Annotated in this window: 26 protein-coding genes and 1 pseudogene; 11 read left to right on the plus strand and 16 right to left on the minus strand. The window is 66.6% G+C overall.

Annotated elements, in window-relative coordinates:
• Window positions 1-167 precede the first annotated feature (167 nt).
• Together RT551_RS12215 and RT551_RS12220 are read left to right on the plus strand one after the other, a co-directional pair.
• Entirely contained in the window at window positions 168-1178 is a 1011-nt protein-coding gene (locus RT551_RS12215) for a DUF1254 domain-containing protein (RefSeq protein WP_313459015.1), read from the plus strand.
• Window positions 1178-1354 (plus strand): hypothetical protein, encoded by a 177-nt coding sequence (locus tag RT551_RS12220; protein WP_185750265.1) that lies wholly within the window; start codon window positions 1178-1180, stop codon window positions 1352-1354. The genes RT551_RS12215 and RT551_RS12220 overlap by 1 nt, the downstream gene beginning before the upstream one ends.
• Before the next feature lie 62 nt (window positions 1355-1416).
• Here RT551_RS12220 and RT551_RS12225 read toward each other — a convergent pair whose 3' ends face one another.
• From RT551_RS12225 to RT551_RS12270, 10 genes are all read right to left on the minus strand, one after another.
• On the minus strand, window positions 1417-3678 hold the full coding sequence (locus tag RT551_RS12225; RefSeq protein ID WP_313459018.1) for a patatin-like phospholipase family protein: 2262 nt from the start codon (window positions 3676-3678) through the stop codon (window positions 1417-1419).
• A complete protein-coding gene (locus RT551_RS12230) occupies window positions 3669-4838 on the minus strand; it encodes a BamA/TamA family outer membrane protein (RefSeq protein ID WP_313459020.1) in 1170 nt (389 codons plus the stop codon). The genes RT551_RS12225 and RT551_RS12230 overlap by 10 nt, the downstream gene beginning before the upstream one ends.
• A 115-nt stretch (window positions 4839-4953) precedes the next feature.
• The gene (locus tag RT551_RS12235) at window positions 4954-5499 is read right to left on the minus strand and encodes a DUF4136 domain-containing protein (protein ID WP_313459023.1); all 546 of its coding nucleotides are present in this window, start codon (window positions 5497-5499) and stop codon (window positions 4954-4956) included.
• A 101-nt stretch (window positions 5500-5600) separates the two neighbouring features.
• Entirely contained in the window at window positions 5601-6152 is a 552-nt protein-coding gene (locus RT551_RS12240; protein ID WP_313459026.1) for a hypothetical protein, read from the minus strand.
• 1 nt (window position 6153) lies between these two features.
• Complete coding sequence (locus RT551_RS12245; RefSeq protein WP_313459029.1) at window positions 6154-6972, minus strand: DUF2092 domain-containing protein; 819 nt, start codon at window positions 6970-6972, stop codon at window positions 6154-6156.
• A gap of 12 nt (window positions 6973-6984) precedes the next feature.
• Window positions 6985-7956, minus strand: coding sequence for a transporter (locus tag RT551_RS12250; RefSeq protein WP_313459031.1), 972 nt, complete (start codon window positions 7954-7956; stop codon window positions 6985-6987).
• Complete coding sequence (locus tag RT551_RS12255; protein ID WP_313459034.1) at window positions 7956-8360, minus strand: DUF1622 domain-containing protein; 405 nt, start codon at window positions 8358-8360, stop codon at window positions 7956-7958. Before RT551_RS12255 ends, RT551_RS12250 begins: the two co-directional genes overlap by 1 nt.
• 13 nt (window positions 8361-8373) lie before the next feature.
• A complete protein-coding gene (locus tag RT551_RS12260) occupies window positions 8374-9300 on the minus strand; it encodes a formylglycine-generating enzyme family protein (RefSeq protein ID WP_313459037.1) in 927 nt (308 codons plus the stop codon).
• Window positions 9301-9368: 68 nt separating this feature from the next.
• Window positions 9369-9881: a DUF202 domain-containing protein gene (locus RT551_RS12265; protein WP_313459040.1), complete on the minus strand. Its 513-nt coding sequence runs from the start codon at window positions 9879-9881 to the stop codon at window positions 9369-9371.
• Window positions 9881-10297 (minus strand): hypothetical protein, encoded by a 417-nt coding sequence (locus RT551_RS12270; protein WP_313459042.1) that lies wholly within the window; start codon window positions 10295-10297, stop codon window positions 9881-9883. Before RT551_RS12270 ends, RT551_RS12265 begins: the two co-directional genes overlap by 1 nt.
• A gap of 129 nt (window positions 10298-10426) precedes the next feature.
• Between RT551_RS12270 and RT551_RS12275 the strand changes: the two genes are divergently transcribed.
• Window positions 10427-11605, plus strand: a complete 1179-nt coding sequence (locus RT551_RS12275; RefSeq protein ID WP_313459043.1) for a hypothetical protein — start codon at window positions 10427-10429, stop codon at window positions 11603-11605.
• Here the strand turns inward: RT551_RS12275 and RT551_RS12280 are convergent.
• From RT551_RS12280 to RT551_RS12290, 3 genes are all read right to left on the minus strand, one after another.
• Window positions 11585-12007, minus strand: a complete 423-nt coding sequence (locus tag RT551_RS12280; protein WP_313459046.1) for a response regulator transcription factor — start codon at window positions 12005-12007, stop codon at window positions 11585-11587. The two genes, RT551_RS12275 and RT551_RS12280, sit on opposite strands and share 21 nt — an antisense overlap.
• A 190-nt stretch (window positions 12008-12197) precedes the next feature.
• Window positions 12198-12845 carry a response regulator transcription factor gene (locus tag RT551_RS12285; protein ID WP_313459048.1) on the minus strand — a complete coding sequence of 216 codons (648 nt, stop codon included), beginning with the start codon at window positions 12843-12845 and terminating at the stop codon, window positions 12198-12200.
• Between the two features lie 142 nt (window positions 12846-12987).
• The gene (locus RT551_RS12290; protein ID WP_313459051.1) at window positions 12988-13959 is read right to left on the minus strand and encodes a helix-turn-helix domain-containing protein; all 972 of its coding nucleotides are present in this window, start codon (window positions 13957-13959) and stop codon (window positions 12988-12990) included.
• Between the two features lie 232 nt (window positions 13960-14191).
• Between RT551_RS12290 and RT551_RS12295 the strand changes: the two genes are divergently transcribed.
• Entirely contained in the window at window positions 14192-15784 is a 1593-nt protein-coding gene (locus RT551_RS12295; RefSeq protein ID WP_313459052.1) for an ATP-binding protein, read from the plus strand.
• A 152-nt stretch (window positions 15785-15936) separates the two neighbouring features.
• Window positions 15937-16806, plus strand: coding sequence for a phosphatase PAP2 family protein (locus tag RT551_RS12300; RefSeq protein ID WP_313459055.1), 870 nt, complete (start codon window positions 15937-15939; stop codon window positions 16804-16806).
• A 310-nt stretch (window positions 16807-17116) separates the two neighbouring features.
• Here the strand turns inward: RT551_RS12300 and RT551_RS12305 are convergent, their stop codons facing one another.
• The 3 genes from RT551_RS12305 to RT551_RS12315 all read right to left on the minus strand — a co-directional run bounded on the left by RT551_RS12305 (window position 17117) and on the right by RT551_RS12315 (window position 22461).
• Entirely contained in the window at window positions 17117-17956 is an 840-nt protein-coding gene (locus RT551_RS12305) for an OmpA family protein (protein ID WP_313459057.1), read from the minus strand.
• A 17-nt stretch (window positions 17957-17973) separates the two neighbouring features.
• Entirely contained in the window at window positions 17974-21294 is a 3321-nt protein-coding gene (locus RT551_RS12310; protein WP_313459060.1) for a YadA-like family protein, read from the minus strand.
• Window positions 21295-21471: 177 nt separating this feature from the next.
• Window positions 21472-22461, minus strand: coding sequence for a helix-turn-helix domain-containing protein (locus RT551_RS12315; protein WP_313459062.1), 990 nt, complete (start codon window positions 22459-22461; stop codon window positions 21472-21474).
• Window positions 22462-23082: 621 nt separating this feature from the next.
• On the opposite strand from RT551_RS12315, the gene RT551_RS12320 reads away from it, so the two are divergent.
• From RT551_RS12320 to RT551_RS12345, 6 genes and pseudogenes are all read left to right on the plus strand, one after another.
• Window positions 23083-23289, plus strand: a complete 207-nt coding sequence (locus RT551_RS12320; protein ID WP_313459064.1) for a Flp family type IVb pilin — start codon at window positions 23083-23085, stop codon at window positions 23287-23289.
• Window positions 23290-23405: 116 nt separating this feature from the next.
• Window positions 23406-23951 carry an A24 family peptidase gene (locus RT551_RS12325; protein ID WP_313459065.1) on the plus strand — a complete coding sequence of 182 codons (546 nt, stop codon included), beginning with the start codon at window positions 23406-23408 and terminating at the stop codon, window positions 23949-23951.
• Complete coding sequence (locus RT551_RS12330; RefSeq protein ID WP_313459067.1) at window positions 23948-24412, plus strand: pilus assembly protein; 465 nt, start codon at window positions 23948-23950, stop codon at window positions 24410-24412. The genes RT551_RS12325 and RT551_RS12330 overlap by 4 nt, the downstream gene beginning before the upstream one ends.
• Before the next feature lie 31 nt (window positions 24413-24443).
• The gene (gene cpaB, locus RT551_RS12335) at window positions 24444-25343 is read left to right on the plus strand and encodes a Flp pilus assembly protein CpaB (RefSeq protein WP_313459069.1); all 900 of its coding nucleotides are present in this window, start codon (window positions 24444-24446) and stop codon (window positions 25341-25343) included.
• Window positions 25344-25362: 19 nt separating this feature from the next.
• Complete coding sequence (locus RT551_RS12340; RefSeq protein WP_313459071.1) at window positions 25363-26712, plus strand: type II and III secretion system protein family protein; 1350 nt, start codon at window positions 25363-25365, stop codon at window positions 26710-26712.
• A gap of 24 nt (window positions 26713-26736) precedes the next feature.
• A pseudogene (locus RT551_RS12345) lies at window positions 26737-26952 on the plus strand (fimbrial protein); the annotation flags it as partial.

Genomic DNA, 26952 nt, shown 5'->3' on the forward strand with positions numbered 1-26952 from the left:
TACCACGCAGGGCGTGGTACCTACGGGACGTGTTACGTGCCCAGGACGATGGCGTTGTACGACCCCGGTCTCGGTAGTTTTACTGGTGGCTCCTCGGTGTAACTCCGCTTGTTCGTGCCGCTCGCCCTGCGCATTGTGACGCTTTGATCGGGTCAAGGAATGCGACCATGCCACGACTGAAGCGCACCGCCTTTGCAATGGCGCTGGCCGCCACCGCCCTGGCCGGTCTGCCGGGGTGCCGTCCGGCGTCGATTGCACGGGCGACCACACCGAGTGCCGATGACGCGTTGGCCGGTGCTTCCGAGCTGCCCGGGCGTCGGGCGCTGGCACGGGAGCTTTATGTGGCGGGTGTGCCGCTGCTGGCGCGCTATGCGGTGGTGCATGCGCGGAACATTGATCGCGGCGGTGCGGCGTATCAGGGGCCTTTGAATGTGTTGCATTGGGTGATGGTTCCCGCGAACGGCAGCCGGGCAGAGCCCGGCTCTACGGTGGCGGCGAGCCTGGATCTGCGGGCTGAGCCGATGGTGGTGCGGGTGCCGGCGTTGCCGGCCGAGCGTACCTACCTGCTGCAGTTGACCGACCTGCAGGCGTCGGTGCCGGCACAGATCAGCAGCCGCAGCACCGGAAATCAGGCCGGTGACTACCTGGTGGTGGGCCCGGGCTGGCAAGGTGCGGTGCCGGTGGGCATCGTCGACGTGATCCATGCCGATACCACGCTGGTCAGCGTCAGTGGCTGGGTGCAGGGGTTAGACACCGATAGCGCCCGGGTCCAGCAGACGCTGCAGCGGGGCTTCAAGATACAGCCGTTGTCCCGACACCTGGCCATTGCGCCACCGCCGGCCACGCTCGGCGACTGGCCGCAGCCCTTGCCTGCAGATATGGCCCGGCATTCGGCGCTGTTCTTTGCACAGCTGGAGGCGTTGCTGTCGTTCGCACCGGCGCAACCCGGCGAGGTGGATCTGCGCCAGCGGCTGCAGCAGTTGGAGGTCACCCCGCCGCAGCGAACCCTGGCGCAGGCGGCCACCCGCGCCCTGCGCGAAGGCATGGCGGACGGCCAGCGCGAGATTGACCAGCGGCGCGCTGCGCTCAGTGGTTGTGATGCCGGCGACGCTGACGCTGCGCACAGCGATGCCATCGCGCGGGCCTGTGCCGCGCAGCGCACCTTGCAGGAGGGGTGATGCCACAGCATCCCTGGCTCTGGATGGCTGCATTGTTCCTGGTGCCGTTGATGGCGGCGCTGGTGGTGAGCCTGATCGTGCGCAAGCGTGGGTTGCGGGCGAATGCGGTGCTGGCGTGGTTCGTGCTGGTGTGCTGGATCGGGGCGTTGACGGTGATCTGGTTGCAGGTCAGGTAGACGCAGCCGGGCAAGCCCGGCTCTACGACAGGCCCGGTAGTGCCGGCCGCTGGCCGGCAACGTCACAACGTCTGGCCCAGTTCGATGAACACCACGCGCTCGCCGCCTTCGCGCATGCCCATGCCGAAGATCAGCGGGCCGATCCACGAATCGAACCCCAGGAACAGGCTGCCGTTCCAGATGCCGTCTTCCAGCGACATGTCACTACGTCGCTGCCAGGCGTTGCCGTATTCCACGGTGCCGCCGACCTGCGCCGAGCGCCCCAGCACCTTGCCCAGCTCATAGGTGTAACCGACAAACCCGAGCGCGTAATGCTGCCCGGTCAGCTGGTTGTGCTGGAAGCCGGCCAACCGCCAGCGTCCACCCAGACGGTACAGGTTCTGCACCGGGGCCTCACCCGATGCGGTGACGTGATAGCGCAGGCCCAGCTGCACCGCCTGCTTGCCGAACGGAAACGCACCCACCGCATCCAGATCGACCTGTCCGAAGCGGGTGTCGGCACCCAGCGCCTCGCGCGACTGGTAGGTGCCCAGTGTGACCAGGAAGCCATCACGTGGAAAGTACAGGCTGTCGATGTTGTCGTAGGTGGCGCTGACGGTGAACGCGCCTTCGTCGAAGTCAGTGCGCGGAATGGTCGGGTCGCCGACCTCGACCTTGGCATTGCCGCGATAGCGCTCCACCCCCGCCCGCAGCGCCAGCACGTTGGAGAACTCGCGCACCAGACCGACGTAAGCGCCCGTGCGCTGCACCCGGAACCGCGCGATCTTGTTGTCATCGCTGTCGTCGAACAGGTTGAAGGAACGCGTCTGGAAGCCGCCCGCCGCTTCGAAGCCATAGCGGTTATGCAGATCGAAGGGATGGTAGTAACTGCCGGTCAGCGCCGGTTCGCTGCCCACCTGCAGGGTCACCCGCGCCTCCGCCCCATACGGCGACAGCGGCGCAAACAGCAGCCCGGCGCGCAGATTGCTTTCGTGGTTGCCTTCAAAGTCGTTGCTGATGGTCCAGCCCGCCTGCAGATAGGCCGGGCCATTCGGCTTGGCGCGAGCGCTGATGCGCACCCCGGTCTGACCGCCGCGCTCGATCTGCTCATAGCTGAAGCTGGCCAGGGTATCCATGCCGTAGCCGCGCAGGATGCCTTCCTGCATGGCTTCGCTGTCGAGCGGCTTGCCCACTTCCACCGGCAGATAGGACAGCAGCACGCTGTCGGCGTACGCGGTCTGGTTGTCCACCTCGATGAAGGCAATCGGGGCCGGTGCAGCCGATTGCCCGCGTTGCTGCCGGGCCACCCGCCACTGCTGGTAGGCCTCCGGCGGCTGCGAGAACGCGCGCAGCGCCGGGGTGGCCGCATCGGCCGCCTGCTGGCCGATCTGCAGCGCCAGTGGAGCTTTGTTGAAATCGCCGGTGGCCACCTGCCCGGTCAGCGGCGGCGTGATCAGCAGGTCCTGTGTTCCCAGCGTGGCCAGCTGCTGGTGCGCGTTGCGGGTGGTGAGAAAGCCACTGAGCTGGCCGATCACATCCAGCAGGCTGGCATCCTGGTCCAGTTCGCTCAGTGGCGTGCCGACGTCCACCGCGATCACCCGCTCGGCCCCCATCGCGCGCACCACGTCCACCGGCACGTTGTCCGCCACACCGCCATCCAGCAGCACGCGCCCGTCGATGCTCACCGGCCGGAAGATGCCCGGCAGCGACATGCTGGCGCGCATCGCCATCGGCAGATTGCCGTGCGACAGCACCACCGCCTGACCGGTATTGAGGTCGGTGGCCACGGCCCGATACGGCGTGGCCATCTGATCGAAGTCGCTGCTGATCCGGCTGCCGCCGGTGGCGCGCTCGAACAGCGCGATCAGGCGTTCGCCCTGTGACACGCCACCGGATACCTGTACACGCTTGCCAGCACCGCCCAGGCCGATGCCCACGGCGGTCATCTGGGTGTAGTCGTCGCCCTTGCGTCGCAGCGAACGGTCGCGGCGCGGCAGGGTGTCGCTGAACATCGCCATCCATTCGGTGTCCAGCACCACCTGTTCAATCTCTTGCGGGCTCTTTCCGGAGGCATACAGGGCACCGACCAACGCACCGGCACTGGTGCCCGCGATGCAGTCCACCGGAATGTTCAATTCCTCCAGCTTGCGCAGGATGCGCACATGGGCGATGCCGCGCGCCCCACCACCTCCCAATGCCAGCCCAATCCGCGGCCGGGTGTCACCGGCCGCACGTACGCCGCAACTGTTGCCGGTGGGCATATTGACCACGTCCACCGCGTGCGCCGCTGCAGAAGCGCACAGCACCGTAAACAACACGATCCAGCGGGCCACGTTCAGCGCCATGGCGAGCCCACCTGGATGTAGAAGGTTTCATCCTCCGGGCCCCAGGCGTAGTCCACGCCGACGTGCATGCCCAACTTGCGCGCAATCAGATAGCGGAAGCCGGCACCCTTGGCGACTTCGTCGCTGCCCTCGCTGAAACTGTTGTGCCGCCCCCAGGTCCGCCCTGCCCCGACGAAACCGACCAGCGCCCAGCGTGAAGTCATGTTCCAGCGCAGTTCGGTTTCCAGCACCGCTGCACGGGTGTCCTGGTACCGCGCCGAGCCGATGCCGCGCAGGTCGATGTACGGCAGCCGGTAGAACGGAATGTCTCCGTTGGCCCAGCGGGCGTCCACGCGCCCGCCCAGCACGAAGGACTTGCCCAGGGGCCAGTAGCCGTAGGCATGCCCGCGGTAGCTCTGGAAAGCATTGTCGCTGCCGATGCCAGGGAGGTAGGCATTGCCCTCGATCATGCCCAGCCAACCACGAGAGGGGCTGAAGGTGTTGTCGCGGCTGTCGTACTCCAGCGACAGCCCCAGCCCGGAACTCTTCGTGCCGAGCTCGCGCGGCGTGAAGTTGAAGCGGTCCGAGGCAACATCAAAACCGATGTCCATGTCCATGTAGATCCACGCCAGCCCTACATACAGGTCACGCGCGCCGAGGCGACGGAAGCCCTGCTGGAAGGACACGATGCCATCAACGTTGTAGTCGATCTCCAACGGCGGCAACCGCCGCCCCGGGGTGTGGTAGGCCAGATTGAGGGAGGCCTTGGCAACGCCACCGCGATAGCGCCAGCGGTCCTCGTCGAAATGCAGCGAGGCACCGACGCCATAGAATTCACTGCCGTTGCTGGTACGCGCGCCGCCGGCACCGTACAGATTCGGGCGGGTCACCGTCGCCCCCTCTGCCCCTGGGGCAGCTGCAGCACCGTGCGGACGCTGGAAGAACGCCAATGCCAGCCCCCCACCATTACCCAGCGCCGGGTCGGTGATGATGATCGGTACCGGCAGAAAGCCCCGGTGGTCCAGCAGCCAGTGCGACATGTCGAAGCGTCCGTCTTCCGGGTCGCGGAACACGGACGCCTTCGGTGTTTCGGCGTTGGGTGCCTGTGCCTGTTCCTGTGCGGCGGCAGTGGCCGGCAGCAGTGCCAGGAAGGCAATGAGCAGCGGTGCGCGGATCGACACGGCATCACCTCGTGCCGCGCTGCACCCGCGCGGTAAGGAGTGAGAGGTGCACGGCGTCGCGTCGCTGGGGAGGGAGAGCCGCGACGCGACGCCGCGCGATGAACCGAAGCGTGGCTCAGCGCGCCGCTGCGCTGCCCGGCGGGAAGTCGGCGAACATCTTGTCGAGGCCGGCTTCGACCGCCGCATTGACCCGCTCGGTGGAGCTGGGCACGGTGCCGCTGGCCGAGCCACGCCACACCGCCTGCTTGGTGCGCGCGTCGAACATGTCCACCACCAGGGTGCCGACGTCATAGGTGTGCACGGTAGTGGTGGACGAGGCCATGCCCATGCCGCCACCCCAGCCACCGCGCCAGCCCCAGCCGCCCATGCCGGTGCCGGTGTAGAAGGTATCCAGGGTCTGGCGCTGGCTGTTGGCGATGTTGGCGACCAGCGCGATATCGCCATTGGGAGCTTCGGTCAGGCCGCGCGCGCGCAGCCGTGCATCCACCCCGTCCACGATCCGCTGCACTACCAGCGGCGAAGCGCCCTGCGGCTTCTGCGCCCAGCTGTAGGTTTTGAACGAAGCAAAGTTGGCGCTCGGGTCATGGTCGGTGCGGACCGTGGGCGACGACGCACAGGCCACCAGGCCGGTCGCCAGAACAGCAAGGACGAAGGCTTTCATCACAGCAGACTCCAGCGTCGTGAACAGGGTTTCAGGCTAGCGCTCCGCCACCTGCCGGAGCATCCGCATAACTACGCAGAACAGGCAGAAAAACTACCGGTTCAGCGCGGCGACTCGATCACCACGTACTGCACGGTCGTGCCGGCGTAGCGCGGCTCGTACCAGTCGCTGCCGCATTGCTGGTAGGCCACGCCGTTGATCACGGTGGTCACGCAGCTCGGCGGCAGCGAGTACACGATCGATCCGATGACCGCGCGCGTGACCGCCACGCCGGCGGTTACGGCGGCAGCGGTCGCGAAGGGATGGTCATCCCAGTCATCCCAGTGGTCGTGATGGTCATAGTGGTGATCCACGTCGACATGGACGTCACGGTCGATGTTGCGGTTCACGTTCCGGTTCACATCGCGATTGCGGTCAATGTTCCGGTTGTGGTCGATGTTGCGGTTGGCGGCACCGCCGGCAGGCCGGTTGACCTGGCGGTTGGCGGGCCGCTGTGCAGCACGGTTCACATTGGTGTGCGCCGCGGCACGCGCGCCACCTCCACCGCGATGGCCGTGCTGGGCTGACGCGCTTTCGAACATCGCCGGAGCCAGGCCCAGCGCGGCGGAAGCCAGCGCGGTCAGCAGCAGCGATCGTGCAGAAGGCATGCTCATTTCAGTTCTCCGTGTCAGGCGCAGCCACCGCAACGGCCACCGGGACCAGCTTGATCCGATGGGCATCTGCCGGCGGGTTGAAGGCGAACGCGCTGTCCGGCACCGGCGTGCGGGTATCCCAGCGCAGCCGCGCGCGATACTGGGGCTGTGCCGGGTCATCCAGCGAATTGATGATCAGCTTGACCGGCAGCGAGCTCGCCTTGGAGATCCATACCTGCCAATCCACGCCCTCCTGCTGGAACGCGTACTGCTCGATCGGCTGACCATCCTGGGTGCCCCCGCCAATATGCCGTGCACTGCGGATGAGGCTGCTGGGGGCCTTATCGGTGCCCCACAGGAACATGTCCGCCAGCGGGAACTCGATGTCATAGCGCGTGGCGGCCTGTTCCACCAGTTCGCCCAGGGTGGCATGCAGGCCGTCCACCTGTGCGTAGTACTTCAGCTTCGGCGCATACACGGTGAGTGCCTTGCCGTCATAGATCAGCTGGCGTTGCTGGCGGTCGCTGTCGAGCTCCACGAACACCTGGTTGGGAGTTTTGACCCGATAGCTGACCTTGCCGTCCAGCTCGATCTTCTGTCCGTCTTCCAGCACGACTTCGGTACTGGCATCGGAGGTCAATGAAAACTGTTTGAGCGCGCGCAATGCGGCCCCCATCCGCTCAAGCGCGGCCAGCGCTTCGGGGTCGCGTTCGGCCGCAGGCGCGGCAGTGGCGGTCGTGGTCGCCTGGGGCTGGGCTGCCTGTGCGGGCAGACCCAGCGTGCCCAGCCCAACCAGCAGCAGGCAGGTGGCGGTGCTGAGTGCGGTCGTGGAACGGATCATGCGCCTGTCTCCTTAGAACCCAGCACTGATCGACACGCTCCAGGGATCACCCTCGAAGCGGTTGCGCACGCTGAATTCGCTGATGTAGCGGAACGATATGTCCAGGTGTTCACCCCCGGACCACTTCTTGCCATAGGTCAGCACCGGCCCTACGCCCCATGAGCGACCCTTGAATCCATTCAACTGGTCGGCCAGTGCGCTGTCGTCGTCCTGCACCTGCTGGATCCAGCCGGCCGCCGCGCCGAAGCCCCAGCCGCTGGGGGTGCGTTTCACCAGCAGCGCGTCGGTACGCAGTACCAGGCCATTCTTGTAGTCGGTGTCGTCATTGCGGCTGTACCAGTCGAACGCGCCCAGCACGCTGAACTCCAGCGTGCCCTGCTGGAACAGGTGGGTGTAGCCGACGCTGGGCGACAGCGTCCACACGTTCAAGCCGGGGTTGGCGAGGTTGTCCGGGTTGTACTTGGCGGTCGGCGCGTACACATACAGCCCCATCGAGACATGCTCGACCTCGCTGATGTGATAGCCGGCAATGAATGGCGCGAAGTACACATCGAACAGGTTGGAGGCGCTGTCGCTGACCCGGATCCGGTTGCCCAGCGGCCCCTGCACGCCGGCATCGATGTCGGCGTTGATGTACGGCACGGTCAGCATGGAGGCGAAGTTCCAACGCCCGGTTTTCGTCGGCCAGACGTAGACACCGGTCGCCGCGATCAGGCTGACGTCCGCCTCCAGCCCCAGCGAGATCCGGCCGGCGATGGGGGCTGAACGGCTGCCGCGGATCTTGCCGTCATAGCCGACATAGCTGAGCGACCACTGGAAGCCCGGGTCCGGTGGTATGACACCGGCATAGGGCGTGATCTGCATGCCGGTGATCGAACGACCCAGCGCGCCTTCGGTGGCGTGCGCGTTGCCGCAGGCCAGACCCGCGCACAGTACCGCCAGTGCCCCGGCACCGCGTAGAGAGGAGAATTGTTGCCCGTGCATCAGCGCACCTCCAGGGTGTTGTCTGCCGTCTTTGACTCACGACGCTCGCGCACCCGCTGCTGGCGCTCGCGGATTTCGGCGATGTCCTTTTCCAGGAAGTAGTTGAGGAAGGTCCGGATCACTGCGATGGCGGCCAGCTGGCCGATGCTGTCCCAGCTGGTGTAGATGGCCGACTCCAGAATGTCCGCCGCCAGCTGCACCGACAGCCCGGCCACCAGCCAGCGTCCGTACTCCAGCCAGATCGAGCGTCGCTGGTCGCCGTCCGCATCACCGCGGATCAGCAGCCACAATCCCTGCAGGAACAGCTTGACCGTGGCCAGCGTGATCAGGATCAGCGCCATGAACTCGATCAGGGTGACGATGGGTTCGGTGATCGTCACCAGCACTTCGTGCAGTTCGAACATGGCGGGCTCCTGGTCAGCCGCGCTCGACGCAGCGGAAGCCGACGTGGCAGGTGGTCGTATCCACCGGCTGCGCCATCCGTGCGGCGGGCCGGTAGCGGCGGCAGTAGTTCGGCGCGCACAGATGCGAGCCGCCCTTCATCACCCGGCGTGGAATGGCCACCGGATCGCGCGGGTCGCGGCTGCCGTCGCGCGTGCCGCCGCGCGGATTCTCGATCGCGCAGCAGGGTTTGCCCTGCAGCACCCCGTGGTGCTGATACCAGTCGCCGGTCCACTCCCATACATTGCCGATCATGTCGTACAGCCCGTAGCCGTTCGGGGCGAAGCTGCCCACCGGTGAGGTCCAGCGGTAACCGTCCTCATCGAGGCTCTGCCATGGGAACTCACCCTGCCAGGTGTTGGCCTGATGCCGCCCACGCAAGGTAAGCGTGTCGCCCCAGGCGAACTCCTCCCCGTCCCGCCCGCCGCGCGCGGCAAACTCCCATTCCGCCTCGGTCGGCAGATCCTTGCCCGCCCACGCCGCATAGGCGAGTGCGTCGTCGAAACCGATGTGCACCACCGGGTGATCGTCCAGTCCGGCCAGGCTGGAATCGGGCCCGCGCGGGTGCCGCCAGTCGGCCCCGGCAATGTATTGCCACCAGTTGTGGGTGTTGCGCATGTCCACCCGCTGCGTGGGCTGTATGAACACCACCGACGACGGCACCAGCAACGCCGGATCCGCGCCCGGATAGTCGCGCGGGTCGGCCGGCTTCTCCGGCGCGGTCACATATCCGGTTTCGCTGACGAACCGTGAAAACTCGCGGTTGGTCACCGGGTAGCGGTCAATCCGGAACGCCGCCACCTTCACCTTGTGCGCGGGTGCTTCTTCCGGATAGTGGTCATTGGACCCCATCAGGAACACGCCACCGGCAATGTCGACCATGTCGTCCACCACCGCATTCATGGGCGACTCCGTGCGTTGGACGGCAGCATCGCGGCGAACAGGCACTGTGTCATCGAAGCGCTCCATGGTCAGCCGAACGGCCAGGTGTTGAAACTCATGCTGGTGATTGCCGCCAGCCCCAGCAGCCACAGCAGGCCGGCGGTGATCAAGGTCAGCGAAATGGGGTAATGGCTTTCGCCGTGGATGAGCCCTTCCTTGATCATCAGCTCGCGCTCCGAGCGAAGGCCCTTCATGTAGCGCAGGTGGTAGACGATGCCCAGGGTCAGCATCACCAGCCCCAGCATCACCAGCGCCATGCCGAAGTTGCGCGGCGCTTCCGGCTTCAGCGTGCTGCCCGGCAGCTCCAGCACGTGGCCGAAGAACTGGAAGATGGTGAAGCCGAAGCCGATCAGCGACAGCGCGGTGCGGATGATCGACATCAGCGTGCGGTCGGCGCTCATGCGGGTGCGCTGGAACGACATGCCGGTGCGCCGCGACGACAGCTCCAGCGATGCGGCGTCACCGCTGCCCAGAATCTGGCTGGCGCGCTCGATGTTCAGCGCACTGTTCTGAAGGGCGCGGGTCGGGTCCTGCTCGGTCATCATGCATCTCCTCGTTGCTTGATCCAGCGCCCGGCCAGCCGCCGGAACGGACCGCGCAGCAGCAGGTAGGGAATGAAGGCCAACAGCACCGCCACCACGAACGCCTCCAGCGGATAGGGGAAGCCACCAAACGTGCGGATCTGGTAGATCACATCCATCGCCACGCCCAGCAGCAGGATGCGAGCGGTGGCACTGACGCCTTCGCGCAGCACGGTCCGGCGTTCGATGTATCCCGGGGCGTGCAGCAACCGCTGGAAGTACGGACCACGCCCGGCACGGGCGTCACGCAGGCCATCGATCAACGCGGTGATCAGCGCCATGGTCGGCTGCAGGAACAGACGGAAGGTCATCACCCCGTCGGTACGCGCGATCAGGTCGGACCAGAACCGGGTCAGGAAATCGATCACCAGAAGCATGTGCGTGGTCTGCCGTGCTGGGCTTCCAGCGTCGCCTGAATACATGTGCGGAGCATCGGGATAGGTACTGCACGACATCCAGTATTTTTACTGCCCAGGCTCTCGTGCAGCGCGGCGCTATGCTGCGGCATGCGCCAGAATCACTACTCCCTGATGCGCGGCGGACTGGTTCACCGGCTGCTGCATGCGACCGGCACGCTGCAACGCACCCGTCACCTGTCGGTGTGGCTGGCGCTGCTGCTGATGATGCTGGCACTCGTTCCGCTGCTGCTGTTGACGGCGCAGGCCGGCACGCTTTGGCCCAGCAGCGGATCTGCGCCTGGCCAGATTGCACTACTGGCCGACTACGACACCTTGGCACGACTGCTGCTGGCGCTGCCCTTGCTGGTGCTGACCGCGCCACGCGCCGATGCCCTGCTGCGCGGGGCGGTGCGCCAACTCACCCGCAGCCACGTGGTGCATGCGGTGCGGGCATCGCGCCTGGAAGCGCTGCTGGAGCATGTGCGGCGGCAGCGCGACAGCTGGTTGCCGGAGGCGGTGTGCCTCGTGCTTGCCTTTGCTCCCGCGTGGTCCGGCGCACCGGTGGCGGGCGTGCTGCCAGGCCTGGATGACTGGCGCTTCCATGGCAGCAGCCCGAGTGCAGCGGGGCTGTGGTTCTCAGCCGTCGCGGTGCCCTTGCTGCGGCTGTTGCTGCTGCTCTGGTTCTGGCGCTTCCTGCTGTGGACGCTGGTGCTTTGGCGGCTGCCTCAGGTGGGGTTGGATCTGCATCCACAACACCCTGACCGCGCCGGCGGACTTGCCTTCCTGGGCCGCGCGCAGATGCGCTTCAGCCCGCTCGCCGCTGCCGGCGGCATCATGCTGGCGGGCGCATTCCTCAACCAGATGCTGCACCAGGACCAGTCCCTGTACGGGTTGCGTCATCTGATCGCCGGCTACGTCATCGGCGCGACCGCGCTGTTGAGTGCGCCCCTGCTGCTGCTTGCACCGGCACTCGTCCACGCCAAACGGCATGCGCTGTACCGCTTCGACGCGCTCGGCAGCCGCGCCGCACGCGTGTTCGACCAGCGCTGGCGGGTCAGCGGGGAAATGCGCGCCGAGGGGGACTCCCTGCTGGACCACAACGATGCGTCAGCCTACTGCGACTTCGGGGGCGTCTACCAGGGCGTCGCTGCAATGCGGGTGGTGCCGCTGTCGCGCTGGAATCTGCTCGGCCTGGTCCTGCCGGCACTGGTACCGATGCTACCGCTGCTGCTGGTGGCGATGTCGGTGGATGAACTGGTGGCCAAGCTAATGGGCCTGCTGGCCTGAAGCGCGTAACGACTGCAGCGAGTGCGAGAGATAGGTCTCGCCGCGCAGCGCTGCCTGCACCGCAGGCAGCAGGTCTTCGCCGGCATCGGCTTTCAGCACATAGCTGCAGGGCCCCAGCGCCATGGCCCGGGCGACCATCTGCGGCTCGGCATGCACGGTGGCAAACACCACGCCCAGCACCGGGCGCTGCGCCCGAAGTTGCCGCACCGCTTCCAGCCCATCCAGCTGCGGCATGGCGATGTCGGTCACCACCACGTCGGGCAGCATGCGCTGGGCCGCGTTCAGCAGCGAGGCACCATCCTGGACCAGCCCGATGACGTCGAAGGCATCGCTCAGCAGCCCACGCAGCTGCCGGCCCATGGCGGAACCGTCTTCAGCCAGCAGCACCCGGACTGCGCTCATGCTCTTCCGCCATAACCCACCGAGTCTTGATGGTGGGCGGCACCGGGAGCACCGGCAATGGAAAAACAACCGGACGACGGCAAGTAAAATTACTGCCGGATGGTCCGCGATGACACGCATGGCGTGTCAGTACGGGTCGGAAACATCCGTGGCGGATACCGGTAGTGACGCGCCATGCGCGTCATCGGGATCAATGCCGGATCAATCCTTCCAGCTCGGCCTTGCGCACCAATTCCAGCGTGCCATGCACCCCCAGCTCCTGCATGATGGCGTACTTGTGCGATTCGATGGTGCGCACCGAAACGCCCAGCTCATAGGCAATCTGCTTGGAGCGCAGGCCGCGCGCCACGTATTCCAGAATGCGCAGCTGCTTTTCGGTCAGCAGATAGCGTGGCCGCCCCGTGCTGACCAGCGCATCCGCAGCCAGGGTCGGGGTCACATAGGTCCGCCCGTCCATCACCCCGTCCAGCGCCCGCACCAGTTCCTCGCCGGCCGCGCTCTTGAGCACATAGCCGCGCGCGCCCGCGCGCAGTGCCTGCGCCGCCATGTTGGTTTCGTCGTGCATGGTGAGAAACACCACCGGCATGTCGTAGCCTTCTTCGCGCATTACCCGCATCGCGTCGATGCCGCTCAACCCCGGCATGCTGATATCAGCGACGACCACGTCAGGCGGATCGCGGCGTACCGACTCCACCAGTGCCTCACCCGAGGTCACCAGTTCGATGTTGTCGAAACGGCCCACCAGCAACTGCTCGATGCCCTGCGCGACGACGCGATGATCATCGGCCAGAACCACCCGGCGATAACGACACTCTTCCTGCACCTGCAAAGCCTGCATAGTCGTGTCTCCTGTTGCGTCCACGGATCCCTGTGGCGGGTGCCGACCCGTTTTGTGAACGGCACCTGCACAGGGTTATGACGTTGCTTGCACCGCCGTGATGGCAACGTGATGCGGACGCATCAAAACCGTGACACTGCGCTCAACCACGCAGGGTGTCGCGAGGGCTTTCACCAAAAACGTCCCGGTACATCACCGAGAAACGCCCCAGGTGGCCAAATCCATAGCGGGTCGCCACGTCGGTCACCGCGCCCTGGCCACGGGCCTGTCGCAACGCGCTGCGCGCCAGATTCAGCCGTGCCATCTGGTGCCATTGGCAGGGGCCGTGGCCGTAGGCATCACGAAACAGGCGCTCCAACTGGCGTTCGCCGACCCCCAGCGCCGTGGTCAGCGCCCGGCTGTCATATGGCCGGTCGCACTGTGTTTTCAGGTAGTTCTCAGCGCGCCGGACCACCGCGTCGCGGTAGCGCTCGCTGTAGCTGCCCAACGCACGTCGTGGCTGTCCGGCATCGGTGGCGGCCACGGACGCGAGAAACGCGGTCAGCAAGGTCTGCGCCTGCGCCTGGATCTGTGCCGGGGTCACCAGCCCCCTGGGGTGCGCGGCGTCATTCAGGGTGTTCAGCACGGTGCGGCGCAGCCGCGCGGCATCGGTGGCGCTGGCCGCGCGGCTGTACCAGCCCGAACGCGGCACCTGCAGTTCGCGCCCGAGCCAGGTCACGGCTTCGCGCTGCAGTACCGGTCGGGAGATCAGCAGCACCGCCCATTGCCAGCCGCCCGGACGCGGCCGCACATTCAGTTCGCTGTCCTCGGCGAACACCATGATCTGACCGGCGGGAATCCAGCGCCCGTTGGCCCACATCGGGCCATCGCTGTTGACTGCCATGGCCAGCCCGATCAGGTCCTCGCCGAAGCTGCCGCTGGCAAAAATGGGCAGGTTGTAGGCCCCGCTGTCCAGGCTGAATTCGGGAAACACCACCCGTTGCACGCAGGCCCTGAACTGCCCCCCCGCCAGCAGACGCTGCTCGAAACGGGTATCGCGCACGACCCCCAGCAGCGCGTCGGCATCGAAGCCGTCGACGTCGAAGCGACTGTACTGGGCCAGCGAATCGTCCATGCCAACTCCGGGGTTCATGTCGGAAAGTGGATAGCGCGGGAGACGACAACCTGCGTGTATTGGAGTGATTGTGCGACCGTAATGCAGCGCCGACAAGCATTCTGATCCCCGCGGCCCCGTACTCCGGGTGACCCCTCCGCGACCGCTTATGAGGTGCGACGTGCAGGCAGGCAGTCAGGCAACCCGTGTGGGCACCCGTCCGCGCACCAGGCGCAGGCCCGGTCCAGAGCCCATGTCACGCTTCCGCGCGCCCACTGCTGGCGAGTTCCGCGGACTGCTGCTGCGCACCCTGCCCCTGCTGGCCGGGTGTCTGCTGGGTCAATGCCTGCCGTATCTGGTTCCCCTGCCCGACGGGGCCGTACACCTGTTCTGGTTGCCTGGCCCGCTGCTGCTCGGCTGGCTGCTGTCCCTGCCGCTGCACCAGTGGCGCGACGCCCTGCTGGCTGCCACGGCCGGCAGCCTGTTGGCGCTGCTGCTGGTACCCGCGGGGGCCTATGCGCAGGTGCTGACCAGCCTGGGCGAATTTGCGATGGTGGCGGTGTTTGCCTGGGCGCTGGTGCGCTGGCAGCAGCAGCGTCCGCTGCTGGAGGGGTATCGCGACCTCACCCTGTTCCTGCTGATGGGGTGCGTGCTGCTGCCACTGTGCTGCGCGTGGTGGTATGCGCTGGCCAACGGTGCCCGGATCTCCAGTGTCCAGGACCTGCGTGGACTGGCGCTGGGCCATGCCGTGAGCTACCTGCTGGTGGTTCCGGCGGTATACAACCTGGGCCGTTGCTTCCGCTCACCGCAGCGCCGCCAAGGCTGGCATCTGAACGCCGCCGCGCTTGCGGCGGTGCTGCTGGCGCTGCTGGTCCTGTTGTGGACGGTCGATTGGCGCGACGGGGTGGTGACGCCGCTGCTGTCGCTGGCACCGGTGCCGATCCTGGTCTGGGCGCTCATCGTGTTCGGCGTGGCCGGTGCGTCGGTGGGCATGCTGCTGGTGGCGGCGCTGGGCACCGTGCTGGGGCAGTACGGGCTGGGGCCGTTCGGCTTCTGGAGCCCGGAGCGTAATCTGCTCACCGCGCAGGCCTGGACCATCGGCACCGGCCTGGCGCTGCTGTTTCTCGGTGCACTGTCGGACCAGAAGATGTCCAGCCGCATCAAACTGCACCGCGCCTACCAGCGCCTCGGCGAGGTGACCGGACGCATGCTGGTGGTGCAGGAGGAAGAGCGCACCCGTATCGCCCGCGACCTGCACGACGACATCAACCAGTCACTAGCGGCCATCTCGATCCGGATGAGCGCGCTGCGCCATCAGCTGCCTGATCGCGAACGCCCGATCGTGACCGAACTGCAGGACCAGCTGCTGGCCGTCTCCAACGACATCCGCTCGATCTCGCACGAACTGCATCCCAGCATCCTGCGCTTCACCGGCCTGGCCAGCGCACTGGATGCGTTCTGCAACAAGCGCAATGCACGCGGCAACCTGCGCCTGTGCTGCAGCATCGACTGTGCCCCGCGCCTGGGCGAGGACAGTGAACTGAGCGTGTTCCGCATCGTCCAGGAAGCGCTCAACAACGTCGACCGCCATGCCCGTGCCAGCGTCGCCGACGTGCGCATCAACGTGCAGGGCCATGAGGTGGTGCTGCGGGTGGACGACGACGGCGTGGGCATGTCGTCCTCCGGCACCACCCGCGCGCCGGGACTGGGGTTGATCAGCATGGAAGAACGCGCGCGCCTGCTCGGCGGCAGCCTGCAGGTCAGCCAGAGCCCGCTGGGCGGCACCCGCATCGAAGTGCGCTTCCCGGTGCCCGGCACGCGTCCGCAGGCCACGGCGACTCAGTAGTTTTACTGAGACCACCTCAGTAGAACGCCGGTTGCCGGGCTCTCCGGCAACTTCGAAAGTAACACCAGCCATTCCGCACCCGTACACCGGGGCCCTCCCTTACCGGGTGTACGGGTGCGGGATTGGCTGACCCCTGTCCAGGGAAGGTCACCATGCGCACACCCAGCCGACGTCTGGCCCCCTTCAGCGCCGTGCTGGTCTGTTCCGTCCTGTCCGCGTGCGCGACGGGTCCTTTGGAACCAACGGCCGCCGCGGTACCGCCAACCGCGGCGGCCCCTTCTCCGGTTCCTGAAATACGCCCCGGCGTTCCGGCCGGGTACCTCGGTCGCAACCTGCCTGACAGTCTGGCCCTGTTACCGCCGCCGCCCGCCAAGGGCAGCGCTGCGTTCGCCCGCGACCAGGCCACGCACGCCGCCGCGCGCAAGCTGCGCGGCACCCCGCGCTATGCGCTGGCCACGCGTGATGCCAACCTCGAGTTCCCGCAGGTGGCCAGCACGTTCTCGTGCGCGCTGGGAATTCCGGTCAGCAAGGCCGACACGCCCCGCCTGTATCTGCTGCTGCAGCGGAGCATGGTCGATGCCGGGCTGGCGACGTATGCGGCAAAGGACCACTACCAGCGCACGCGGCCGTTCGTGTTCTACAAGGAAAGCACCTGCGCGCCCGGCGACGAAGAGGCCCTGCGCAAGGATGGCTCCTATCCTTCAGGGCATACCGCACTGAGCTGGGCCTGGGCCTTGATCCTGACCGAGCTGAGTCCCGACCAGGCCGATGCGATACTGGCGCGTGGGCGTGCGTTTGGCGAGAACCGGCTGATCTGCAATGCGCACTGGCAGAGTGATGTGCTGCAGGGCCGCGCAGTGGCAGCCGGTGCGGTGGCGAAGCTGCATGCCAATGCGGATTTTCTCGCTGACATGAAGGCGGCGCGTGCCGAGATTGATGCCCTGCGTGGTGCCGGCGTGCCTGCAACCGACTGCGAAAGCGAAGCGGCTGCGCTGAAAGTGGAGATAGCCGGCGTCGAATAGATTCGTCGTACCAAAACAGATGACCTGGCTCGCTGCTCCCTCAGCGATGACGGGGGAGACATCCCGCGGCCGACAGCGAGCCAGGTCAAGCTCTGCACCCATGCGACCTGGACTCCATGCATGGGTACGTATTCGGTCCAACGACTTCCCCCCGTACGGTGCGCACATTCGTCGCTGTGCCGTGACGCGGGCGTGATGAAACTGAAAGGGCGAAACTGCTGGTCGTTACGCAGCATTAACTTCTTTTTTTAGACGAACGAAAACAATTACTTGCAAGATACTTTACTGTCCGGTTCTGATTAACTTCCTGCTATTTTCTTGCCAGTTGCGCAACACCGGATATCTCCACGCGCCGGTTTGGCGCAAGGCAGTCGATCAAGGCGTCGCCCGCCGGCTGCGCGCACGCGACCAGCGGGGCGGTTTCACCCCGTCCTTCGGCCACGATCGCCGCTGCGGGCACACCGCCGGCGATCAGCGCCGCGCGCACCGCCTCGGCCCTACGCTGCGACAGATCCTGGTTGTAGTCGTCCGCGCCAATCCGGTCGGTGTAGCCGGTGACCGCAATCATCTGTACCTCGCTGGCTGCTTTTATGCGCTGCACCAGCGCATCAACGCTGCGGCGTCCCTGCGCGGTCAAACTGTCGCTGTCGAAGCCAAACAATGCGTCGGCCTGCAGCGCCAGTGGCTGCGCGGGCAGCGGCTGCGCAGCAGATGCGACCGGCGCAGTGTTACCCGCCTGCAGCATCGCCACACAGGATTGCGGCTTCCAGTAACTCTCCTGGGCGATGCCATCGCGATCGAAATGCACCTGGAACTGGCAGGAGAAGTAATCACCATTGGGCTGGCTGCGGAAATTGAACAGGTAGTTCCATTCCCGCACGCCCCACATGCCTTCATTGAAGTGCGGCGTGCCCAACAGTCCGTACAACTGGCGCTTGCTCATGCCACGTGCGTACTGCCTGAGGTTCTCGAGATCGACGAACAGCCCGCCTTTCGGCCCGGCCTTCCCCGCGTCCGGGAAGGAAACAGCTGCACCTGCCTCGGATCCCTGCCTGGGCGCGTGGGTGGCGCAGGCGCTGAACAGCAGCGTGGCCAGCGCCAACCCCAGCGAGCGCACCAGCGCGGTGTCATGTGCAATCTGCGTTTTCATGATTGTCTCCCCAGGACTCACCATTGGAAACCTGCGCCCACCGACACACCGCCTTCGCCGCGGCTGTTGGTGGACCCGCTTGCCTTGTAGATCCAGCGCCCGCCCTGCGACACACCGGAGAGGCCCACGGCCAGACCCGACTCACCGTTGTAGCTGCCTGCTGCCACAGCGACCATGCTGCGACCGGCTTCGGAAGGCTGCGGCAGCCCCGCCGTCGCCATCGCACTTGCAACACCGGCCGAGGCGCGGTTGTCGGTGCGGCGCAGATCACGGTCAAAGCCGCCCATGCGTTCATCGGTATAGGCCTTGGACGCATCGAGGGTCTGGTTCATGCCGGCACGCAGCTGGTCGACGTTGACCGCATCCGTGCCTGCGGTGCCAGGACCGACGTTGTGCACCACGGTGGTGCCGCCGCCCGGCGCGCCGAGGGTGACGCTGTTGTAGTTGGTATCACCCTGCACGGTGGTGTCGTAGCGCAGCGTGCCCTGCTGCGAGGCCTGCAGCTGGCGCAGATTGACCGCGTCGGTGGCCTCGGTGCCGTCGCCCACGTGGGTGATCTGACGGGTGGCCGCAGCGCTGCCCACCGATACCGCGTTGTCGCGGTCGGCGACCGAACCGGCTCCCAACGCCACGCTGTTGGTCGCCGTGGCGGAGGCGGTGTCGCCGATGGCGATGCTGCCGGCACCGCTGGCGCTGGCAACGCCGCCGACCGCGATGCTGTCGGTGCCGCTGGCGTTCGCCGCCGCCTTGGTCGAATTGACCTGGAAGTACGGGCTGGAGGTGGACGGCAGGCGCGGCATCTGGTTGATGCGCGTATTGAGCGTGGTCAGCGACGCATCCACTGCGGCGAAGGCGGAGGTGACATCGGCGTAGACGTCGGTACTGCTGCTGCCGCTCATTCCGAAGGAGGAGATCGCGAAGCTGGGCGGCGTCCACAGCCCCGTGCCGCCATCGAATGCCGTGCTGCCGCCGAAGAAGGCGGCCAGCGTGCTGTGGGTCTGGAACAGCTGCCCGCCATTGATCGCCTCGGTGCTGCTGGCGTCGACCTGCCCGGCTGCGAGATTGCCCATCGCCACCGCTGCCCCGCTGCCGTCACCGACCAGGCTGACCCGATTGACCGCATTGCCGCTGCCATCCACGTCGTACTTCACCGCCAGCCGGTCCACCGTGTCGGTCTGCTCGGCCACGTTGGCCAGCGACAGGCTCACCGCGTCGAACGCACTGCCGACGTTGGTGTAGGTGCCGGGCGTGACCGCGCCGGTGCTGGACACCGAGTTGATGGTGTAGGTCGGCGCGGTCACATTGCCGTTGGCATCCAGCGTCGAGCCACCGCCAAGATGCGTAGATACCGCCTGGTTCGCTGCGAACAGCTGTGCGCCGTTGACCGCATCGCTGCTGCCGGCGTTGACTGCGCCGGCCGCCAGGTTGGTCACCGTGGTCGGGCCCGCCCCATTGCCCAGGGTCACCCTGGCGTAGTTCGGCTGGCCGGTGCCGTCATCGTCGTACGACACCGCGAAGATGTCAGCGGCCGCGCTGATCTGCGAGATGGCTCCCTGCAACTGCGCCACGTTCACTGCATCCGTGCCGGCGCTGCCGGCGGCTACGTTGCTGATCTGGCGCTCGCCGCCGGCAAAGCCCACCGACACTTCGCCTGCCGACACCTGCGAAGCCGTGAGGCCGTAGGCTGCGTACGCGGCCTGCGCGCCGCGGTCGGCCACGCTACGGAAGCCGAGTGCCACGCTGTTGGCCTGGGTGGAGCGCGCTTCCGCGCCCAGCAGCACCTGACCATTGGCGGTGCCGACCGCACTGTCGCCCACCACCACGGAATGCCCCATGCGCGCCGCGTAGTCGGCTGTCGGCACGCCGGTCGGATCGGTTGGATCGTTCAATCCCGCGCCCGGGAACGCCACGTTGGCGTCGACCTGCGGCAGTTCATGCCGCGCATTGGCACCGATCACCACTTCGCGCGAGCCGTTCGCATAGGCCCCGTCGCCCATCAGCACCTGATAATCCTGCGCTGGATTGAGCGCCCAGCAGTCGATGTCGGCCACCAGCAGGTCCACGCACTTGCTGGCCCACGCCGGGGCCTGGCCCGGCAGGATCAGACCGAGCAGGCCGTTGGGGTCGCCGTTGTTGATGTTGTAGATGTAGCTGTCGGAGGTGACGCCGCCGATCAGGGTCAGGTGCGAGTTGCCGCCGGTGGTGGCCCCGCTCAGCCCGTCCAGCAGCGTGCCGACCGGACTCAGGTTCACGACCGGCAGGCCCAGCACGTTGGTAACGGAATAGGCCTGCATCACGTTGGCACTGCTGACCGCCAGATTGCCGTTGCGCACATAACCGTCGCCGCCGAGCAGCCCCTGCGCGGTCGGCCCCACCAGCTCACTCAGATTGCCGGTGAGCCCACCGGTACCGATGATCAGGCCCGCGTTCGGGTCGCTGGCGACCGGGGCCTTCGGGCTGCCGGGCGGCAACGCGTTGACCACGCCACCGCCCAGCCCGTTGCCGACCGCTCCCACCACGCCGCCGAGATCGCCGACCGTGTTGCCCAGGCCGCTACCGATATCACCCAGCAGTCCCGAACCGGCTACCGTGCTGCCGACGTTCTGGACCACGCCACCAACTACCGTTGCAAGATCACCTACGCCACCCAGCAGGCCGCCCACGAGGCCCTGTCGGTTGTTCTGCAGCGCGCTGGTCTGCACGCTCACATCGGCCGCTACGAGCTTGTCATTGCGATCAGCGACCTGCACCTGTGCCTGCACGGCCTGCACATCCGCGGTGCCGGCAACACCGGCGGCCACGGTGGCGCGCAACGACGCGTCGGCATCCACCGTAGCGTCCACGTCGGCGTCCAGGGCGACGGCATCGGCCAGCTGGACTTCAACCGGCACATGCACCGCTGCCGCTACCGGCAACCGGGAGGTGCTCCGGGTGTTGAGCCCGACCCGCACGGCCGCGGCCACCGGTCGCGGTGCGGGCGCTGTTGAACGCGCGCCCAGTCCCACCTGTACATGGGCGGCAACGTCAGCCAGGGGCGACGTGGGGGGCGTGGCTGACGTTGCCGAAACCAGCGACTTCAACGCCACTTCGGCGTCGACCTGCACCGGCAGGTATTTGTCGGTGAGCGCCTGCAGGTCTGTCAGGGTCTGGTTGTCCGACGCCAGCGCCGAGCCACTGCCCAGCGCGCAGGCCAGGCCCAGCGCGAGCAGTTTCAATGGCACCTTCAGGTGTACGACGACCGGACCGGCGACCAGGCTGCCACGCGCGGTGGCGATTTCCGAGACCACCACCAGGGCATTGAGCTGGTGGTTCCATACCAAACGGAAAATGCGGTTCATGATCACTCCCCCCGTTGCAGTTCTGACGGCGTGCCCGCCGGCACGTGGGAGTCATTACAGGCGCTTGCGCGAACGCGGGGCACTTCATTCCGGCAGCACGAACGTGCGTTCCGGCAAGAGACGGCAGGAAACCGGCAGGGGAATGTGCAATTCCGGCAGAATGCCGGAAACGTGCAGTCAGGCCGGATGGCCCAACGAGGCCGGCGCGCGCATCAGGGTGTCGCGCGGCAGTTCGCCAAATACACGACGATAGTTGTCGGCAAAACGGGACAGGTCCCACAGCCCGCAGCTGAGGGCAACCGCCTTCACCGACTTGCGGGTGGCATCGGCGGTGGACAGCCCCCGGCATGCCGCGCACAGGCGCAGCATGGACAGATACCGGTTGGGCGAGGTGCCGAACAGGTCTTCGAAGGCATAGCGCAGTGCGCGCTCGCTGACCCCGGCGGCATCGCAGATTTCATGCATGTAGATGTAGCGGCGCAGGTTCTGGCGCATGAAATTCTCGGCGCGCTGCGCTATCAGGTAATGCGTACGGCGTGCGCGGCTGCAGCTGGGACGTTCCTGCGACTCCGCACCCAGCAGTGCCTGCACGTGGTCGTGCAGCAGACGCTCCACGGCGTCATCGGGCAACGCCTGCTCACCCCCGTCCAGCCACGCCGGCAGCTGCGCGTAGCGCTGCGCCAGCCGCGTGGCTCCAGTACCGGTGTCGCCCATGAAGACTGAAAGTGCCTGGCCGGATGGCAGCGTGCTGCGCAGCGTCAGTTCGGCCAGTTTGCGTTGCAGGCGACGGGTCGGGGTCAGCAGCAGGCTCAGCTGTGTGCCCGCACTCAGGGAAAACTCGCTGATGCCTTCCGGCAGCACGGTGATGGCCATGCCTGCGGTCAGCGGCAGCCCATGGCACCAGCTGCGCTCGGGATCGGTGGCGTGAATGAAACCGAGCAGGCACCAGTCCGGCGGCAGCATGAAACGACCGCGAAACTGGAAACCACAGGTGGCAGAAAGAAACAGCGATTCATCGTGCACCTGCGACTGCACGCTGGCACGCGGACCGTTGGCATCCAGCAATACCAGTTCAATATCACACACGCGCAGCACGCCACCCAGCGTGGCCAGGTCGAACGTTTTCAGCGGATTTACTCCGGCCGCCTCCCCCGCACCATCAACCATGACAGTGAAGCCCCCTTGTGATTCAACGTCCCGGTTGCGCCGCCAGCGCCCCGGGCCTGTCCGCCAACGGACGGGGCCAGTATGCCTTAATCGCAGCGGCGCAAATCAAGCCGTCTGCGACATTAACTGACACATTAACCATTAAGCCAAACCTCTGATTTCTGGCTGTTTATGCGTCAATTTTCCGACATCACAACGCATTCACAAATAATATACGAACGCTTCACTGCCAGGACTTTACATCGGAGATACGCGAGGTGTAGTTTTGCCACCGCGGTCACAGATAGAAACTCAAGTTCGTCACTGGAATGCCGTTTCTGTGCATTGCCAGGCAGGAAAATGTTCAAGAGTTAATGCAGCACAGCCCGGCACGTTCTTGGCGGAAATCCGGACTGACCACAAGGGGGATGCAATGCAGCAGTTTCACATCGCGTCGCGACAGTTCTGTCGCCGCCGCCATCGGGTGTTCGCCACCCGCAGCGGCCGGACGCTCATTCCCTGTTGACCCCATCTGCGTGGTGCAGGCTTCGGCCTGACGCAGTTCAATGGTTGCGTCCCGGATGACCGGGGGCGGCCACTCCAGCAGCACAGTTGATTGACAGGAACAGGGAGACGACCGTCATGAACGTTTCAATCCGCAGTTTTCTTGCCGAAGAAGATGGCGTTACCGCACTCGAGTACGGCCTGCTGGCCGCGGTGATCGCCGGGGTCCTGGTGGTGGCCGGCCGCGAAGGCCTCAGCGAGATGTTCTCCACGCTGTTTACCAAGCTCAAAGAGCTGGTGGAGAGCACCATCGGCGGCACCGGCGGCGGTAGCACCACCACCTGATTCCTCCACGCCAGGCCTGACGGCCCTGCCCCACCGTTCGCTTGGGCGTGCGGTGATGGGTTCGTTCGGCCTGGCGTCGGGGGCACCGCACCGTCCTGCTCTGGAGGAGCACCCGGATGTCCTTTCTCGCCCTGCTCGCGCTGCTGTTGAGCCTGCGGATCGCGATCAGCGATCTGTATGCGCGACGCGTGCCCAATGCCTGGCTGCTGGCCGGTGCGTGCAGTGCTGCGCTCGGGCTGCTGGGAACTCAGCTGGCCGGGCAACCGGCAGCGGTCAGTGACCATCTACGGGGTGCGGTGGCGGGATTGGTGGCGCTGTTGCCGTTCTACGTGGTCGGCTGGATGGGCGCGGGTGACGTCAAGTACTTCGCCGTGCTGGGCCTGCTGCTGGGGCTGGACGCGTTGTTGCCGGTGTGGCTGGGGGCCAGCGCGCTGGCGGGCGTGCATGTGCTGTGCGTGGTGGGGCTGCCGCGCCTGCGCGCCATGCTGCCGCTTCCGTTGCAGCAACTGCAGGCACGGGCCGTGCAGCAGTGGCAGCAGCACCCTGCCCTGGTGCAGATGCATCACGCGCGCCAGGGACGGGTGGGCATTCCGTTCGCAGCCTACCTGGCCTTCGCCACGCTGGCATGGGTGCTGTGGCCGGCGCAGGGAGCGGGCGCATGAACCGCAGACGCGCACGTGGTGCGGCCACGATCGAGTTCGCCTTCATGCTGATCTTCGGCCTGCTGCCGTTGCTGATGCTGACCTATACCGGGGTGATGATCATGGCGGTGCAGCAGACCCTGTCGCTGGCCGCCGCTGAAGGTGCACGCGCTTCATTGCGCTACGCCGCGCCCGACCAACGACGCGCCGCCGCCTGTGAAGCCGCGCGCCGGTCGATGCAGTGGCTGCTGAACTACGCTGGTCAATCGCCGAACTGCGTCGCGGCCAGCGCAGCGCCCATCGTGGTGTCGGTGCCGACCCCGTGCAGCGGCCTGCCCAGCGCGCAGTGCATGCAGATTTCAGTGAGCTACGACTACCAGGCCAAGCCGTTCCTGCCCGGCACCGGGCGGGTGTATGGCTGGGTGATGACCCAACCGATCCGCAGCACGGCCGTGGCCCAACTTGACCTGGGCACGCCGTGATGCCGCTTTCCCTCTTCCAGGAGTCTTCCGCATGCTCAAGCTGACCCGCCTGGCCGCGATTGGACTGATCGCGCTGGCCGTGGTGCTGGCGCTGGCCGCATTTGCGCTGAGCCGGCGTGCACCTGCATCCAATGTCGTCCCCTCCACCGTGAACAACACGGTGACACCACAACCTGTGCCCGTCCTGGAAGTCAGCGCCACGCTGGACCGCGAACAGCTGGCGCAGGGCTACGCGATGCGGCTCAACCCGGGCGAGCGGGCGCTGGCGGTGCCGGTCGATGAGTTGGTCGCTGCGGGCAACCGCATTCTGCCCGGCGACTATGTGGACGTGTTCCTCAACCTGCGCGCACCGCCCGGGATCAACACCGACGGCCAGGCGCAGGCACGCCTGCTGTTGTCGCGACTGCGCGTGCTCAGCTATGGAGCGACCGACACCGCCCCCGCGACTGCGGCCGCCCCGAGCAACGGCGACGCCGCTGACAGCCGCGCCGCCGACATCCAGGGCAGCAGCGCCGCCAGCGGCAATTCCTCGAACAGCGCATCGGCACCGGCCAGGAGCGCGGTGCTGGCGGTGCCGGTGGAGGAAGCCAATCGCCTGCTGCTGGGTGCGCAACAGGGCAAGTTGTTCCTGGCGCTGCGCAACCCCGCCGACGTGGGCCTGCCCGACCAGGATCTGTTCGCCCCGAGCGTGGCGGTGCTGAGCCCGCGCCGTGCGCTGAGCCCGGAACAGCAGCTGGCGCTGGCCTCACCCGAGAATGATGCGTTTGCCGGTATCGACGCCGACGCGCTGGCCGGTCGTCGTACCGGTCATGGCACCGCACCCGCGCCGGTCACCCGCGCAGCGGCCCCCGTGCGTCGCTCCGCCCCGCGACTCAGCCCCGGCGTGGAGATCATCCGCGGCGAATCTTCTTCCCACAGCGGTTCTCGTTGACCCCATGCAGAGACCTTTCATGACGCGTCGCCCCGCTGCCATCGCTCCCCTGCTGCCGCCCATCGCCGTGCTGGTGGCGTTGCTGCTGGCCTTCGTGCTGTTTCCGCCACCCGCATGGGCACGCGCCGACGTGGTGCTGCAGGTGCGCGAGCAGCGGCCGTGGACGCTACCGGCCAACCTCGAACGCGTCGCCATCGCCGATCCGGGCGTGGCTGACGTGGTGATGCTGAAGAATCGTCAGGCCCTGCTGGTCGGCAAGAACGCCGGCGTGACCATACTGCTGCTGTGGCAGCACAAACAGACCGAACCGCAGCGCCTGCAGGTGGAAGTGCGTAGCGCCGTGCAGGGCGCGCTGGCCGACGGCGACGACCTGCAGCTCACCGTGCAGGAACAGCAGGGCCTGCTGCAGGGCAGCGCCCCCAGCCTGCTGGCCCACGAACGCAGCCGCAAGGCCGCGCAGGCCACGCTGGGTCGCGAAGGCCAGCTGGCGGACGTCTCCACCGTGGCCAGCAGCGGCGTGGTCCAGGTGGAAGTGAAGGTGGTGGAGTTCAACAAGACCGTGCTGCGCGAGATCGGCATGAACTTCGCCAACCAGAACAACGGTTTCTCGTATGGCGTGGTTCGTCCGGGTGGCCTTGTGCCCGGCATCACGCCGCCGGTCGGCAGTGTCACCACTGACACCGACGCCAATCCGCTGTCATCGGCGTTCGGCCTGGTGTTCAAGTCGCTCACCCATGGCTGGGCCGCCAACATCGACCTGCTGCAGAGCAACGGCATGGCCCGGGTGCTGGCCGAGCCGACCCTGGTGGCGTTGTCCGGGCAGAGCGCCAGTTTCCTGGCCGGTGGCGAACTGCCGATTCTGGAACCGCAGGGCCTGGGCACCACCACGGTGACCTTCAAACCCTTCGGCATCGGCCTCACCGTTACCCCGACCGTGCTCAGCCCGGACCGCATCGCGCTGAAGGTGGCCCCGGAAGCCAGCGACCTCAATTACGCCGCCGGCATTGCCTACAACGGCGTGCAGATTCCCTCCATCACCACGCGCCGCGCCGACACCACGGTGGAGCTGGGCGATGGCGAAACCTTCGTGATCGGCGGGCTGGTCAGCAGTTCGGTCAGCTCCAACGTCGACAAGGTCCCGCTGCTCGGCGACCTGCCGATCATCGGATCGTTCTTCCGCAGCCTGAACTACAAGAAAGAGGAGAAGGAACTCGTGATCATCGTGACCCCGCGTCTGGTGCAACCGCTGGCCAAGGGCACCACCGTGCCACTGCCCGGCGAACGCGAAGCCACGCCCAACCAGCCGGTGTGGGGGGCATGGCTGCTCAGCCCTGCCTCCTCCGACCAGCTGCCTGGTTTCTCCCGCTGACCCCGTGCCAGGACCGTCGCTTCCATGTCCGCCTCCTTGCAGCTTCTGCACCCCGCCCCGGCTCCCATGACCCTGGTGCTGTTCGCGCCGGTACGCGACCTCGCCGGCCTGCTCGGCGAGCGCCTGCCGGTGGGCGTCACCGTGCACTGGGTCGACAGCACCGCCGGCGCTGCCGCGCTGGACACGCACCGTCGCCAGCCGCACTGCGTGGTGCTGCTGGACTTCCGCCGCGCCGCTGCG

This window comes from Stenotrophomonas sp. (assembly GCF_032103445.1).
Lineage (GTDB): Bacteria > Pseudomonadota > Gammaproteobacteria > Xanthomonadales > Xanthomonadaceae > Stenotrophomonas.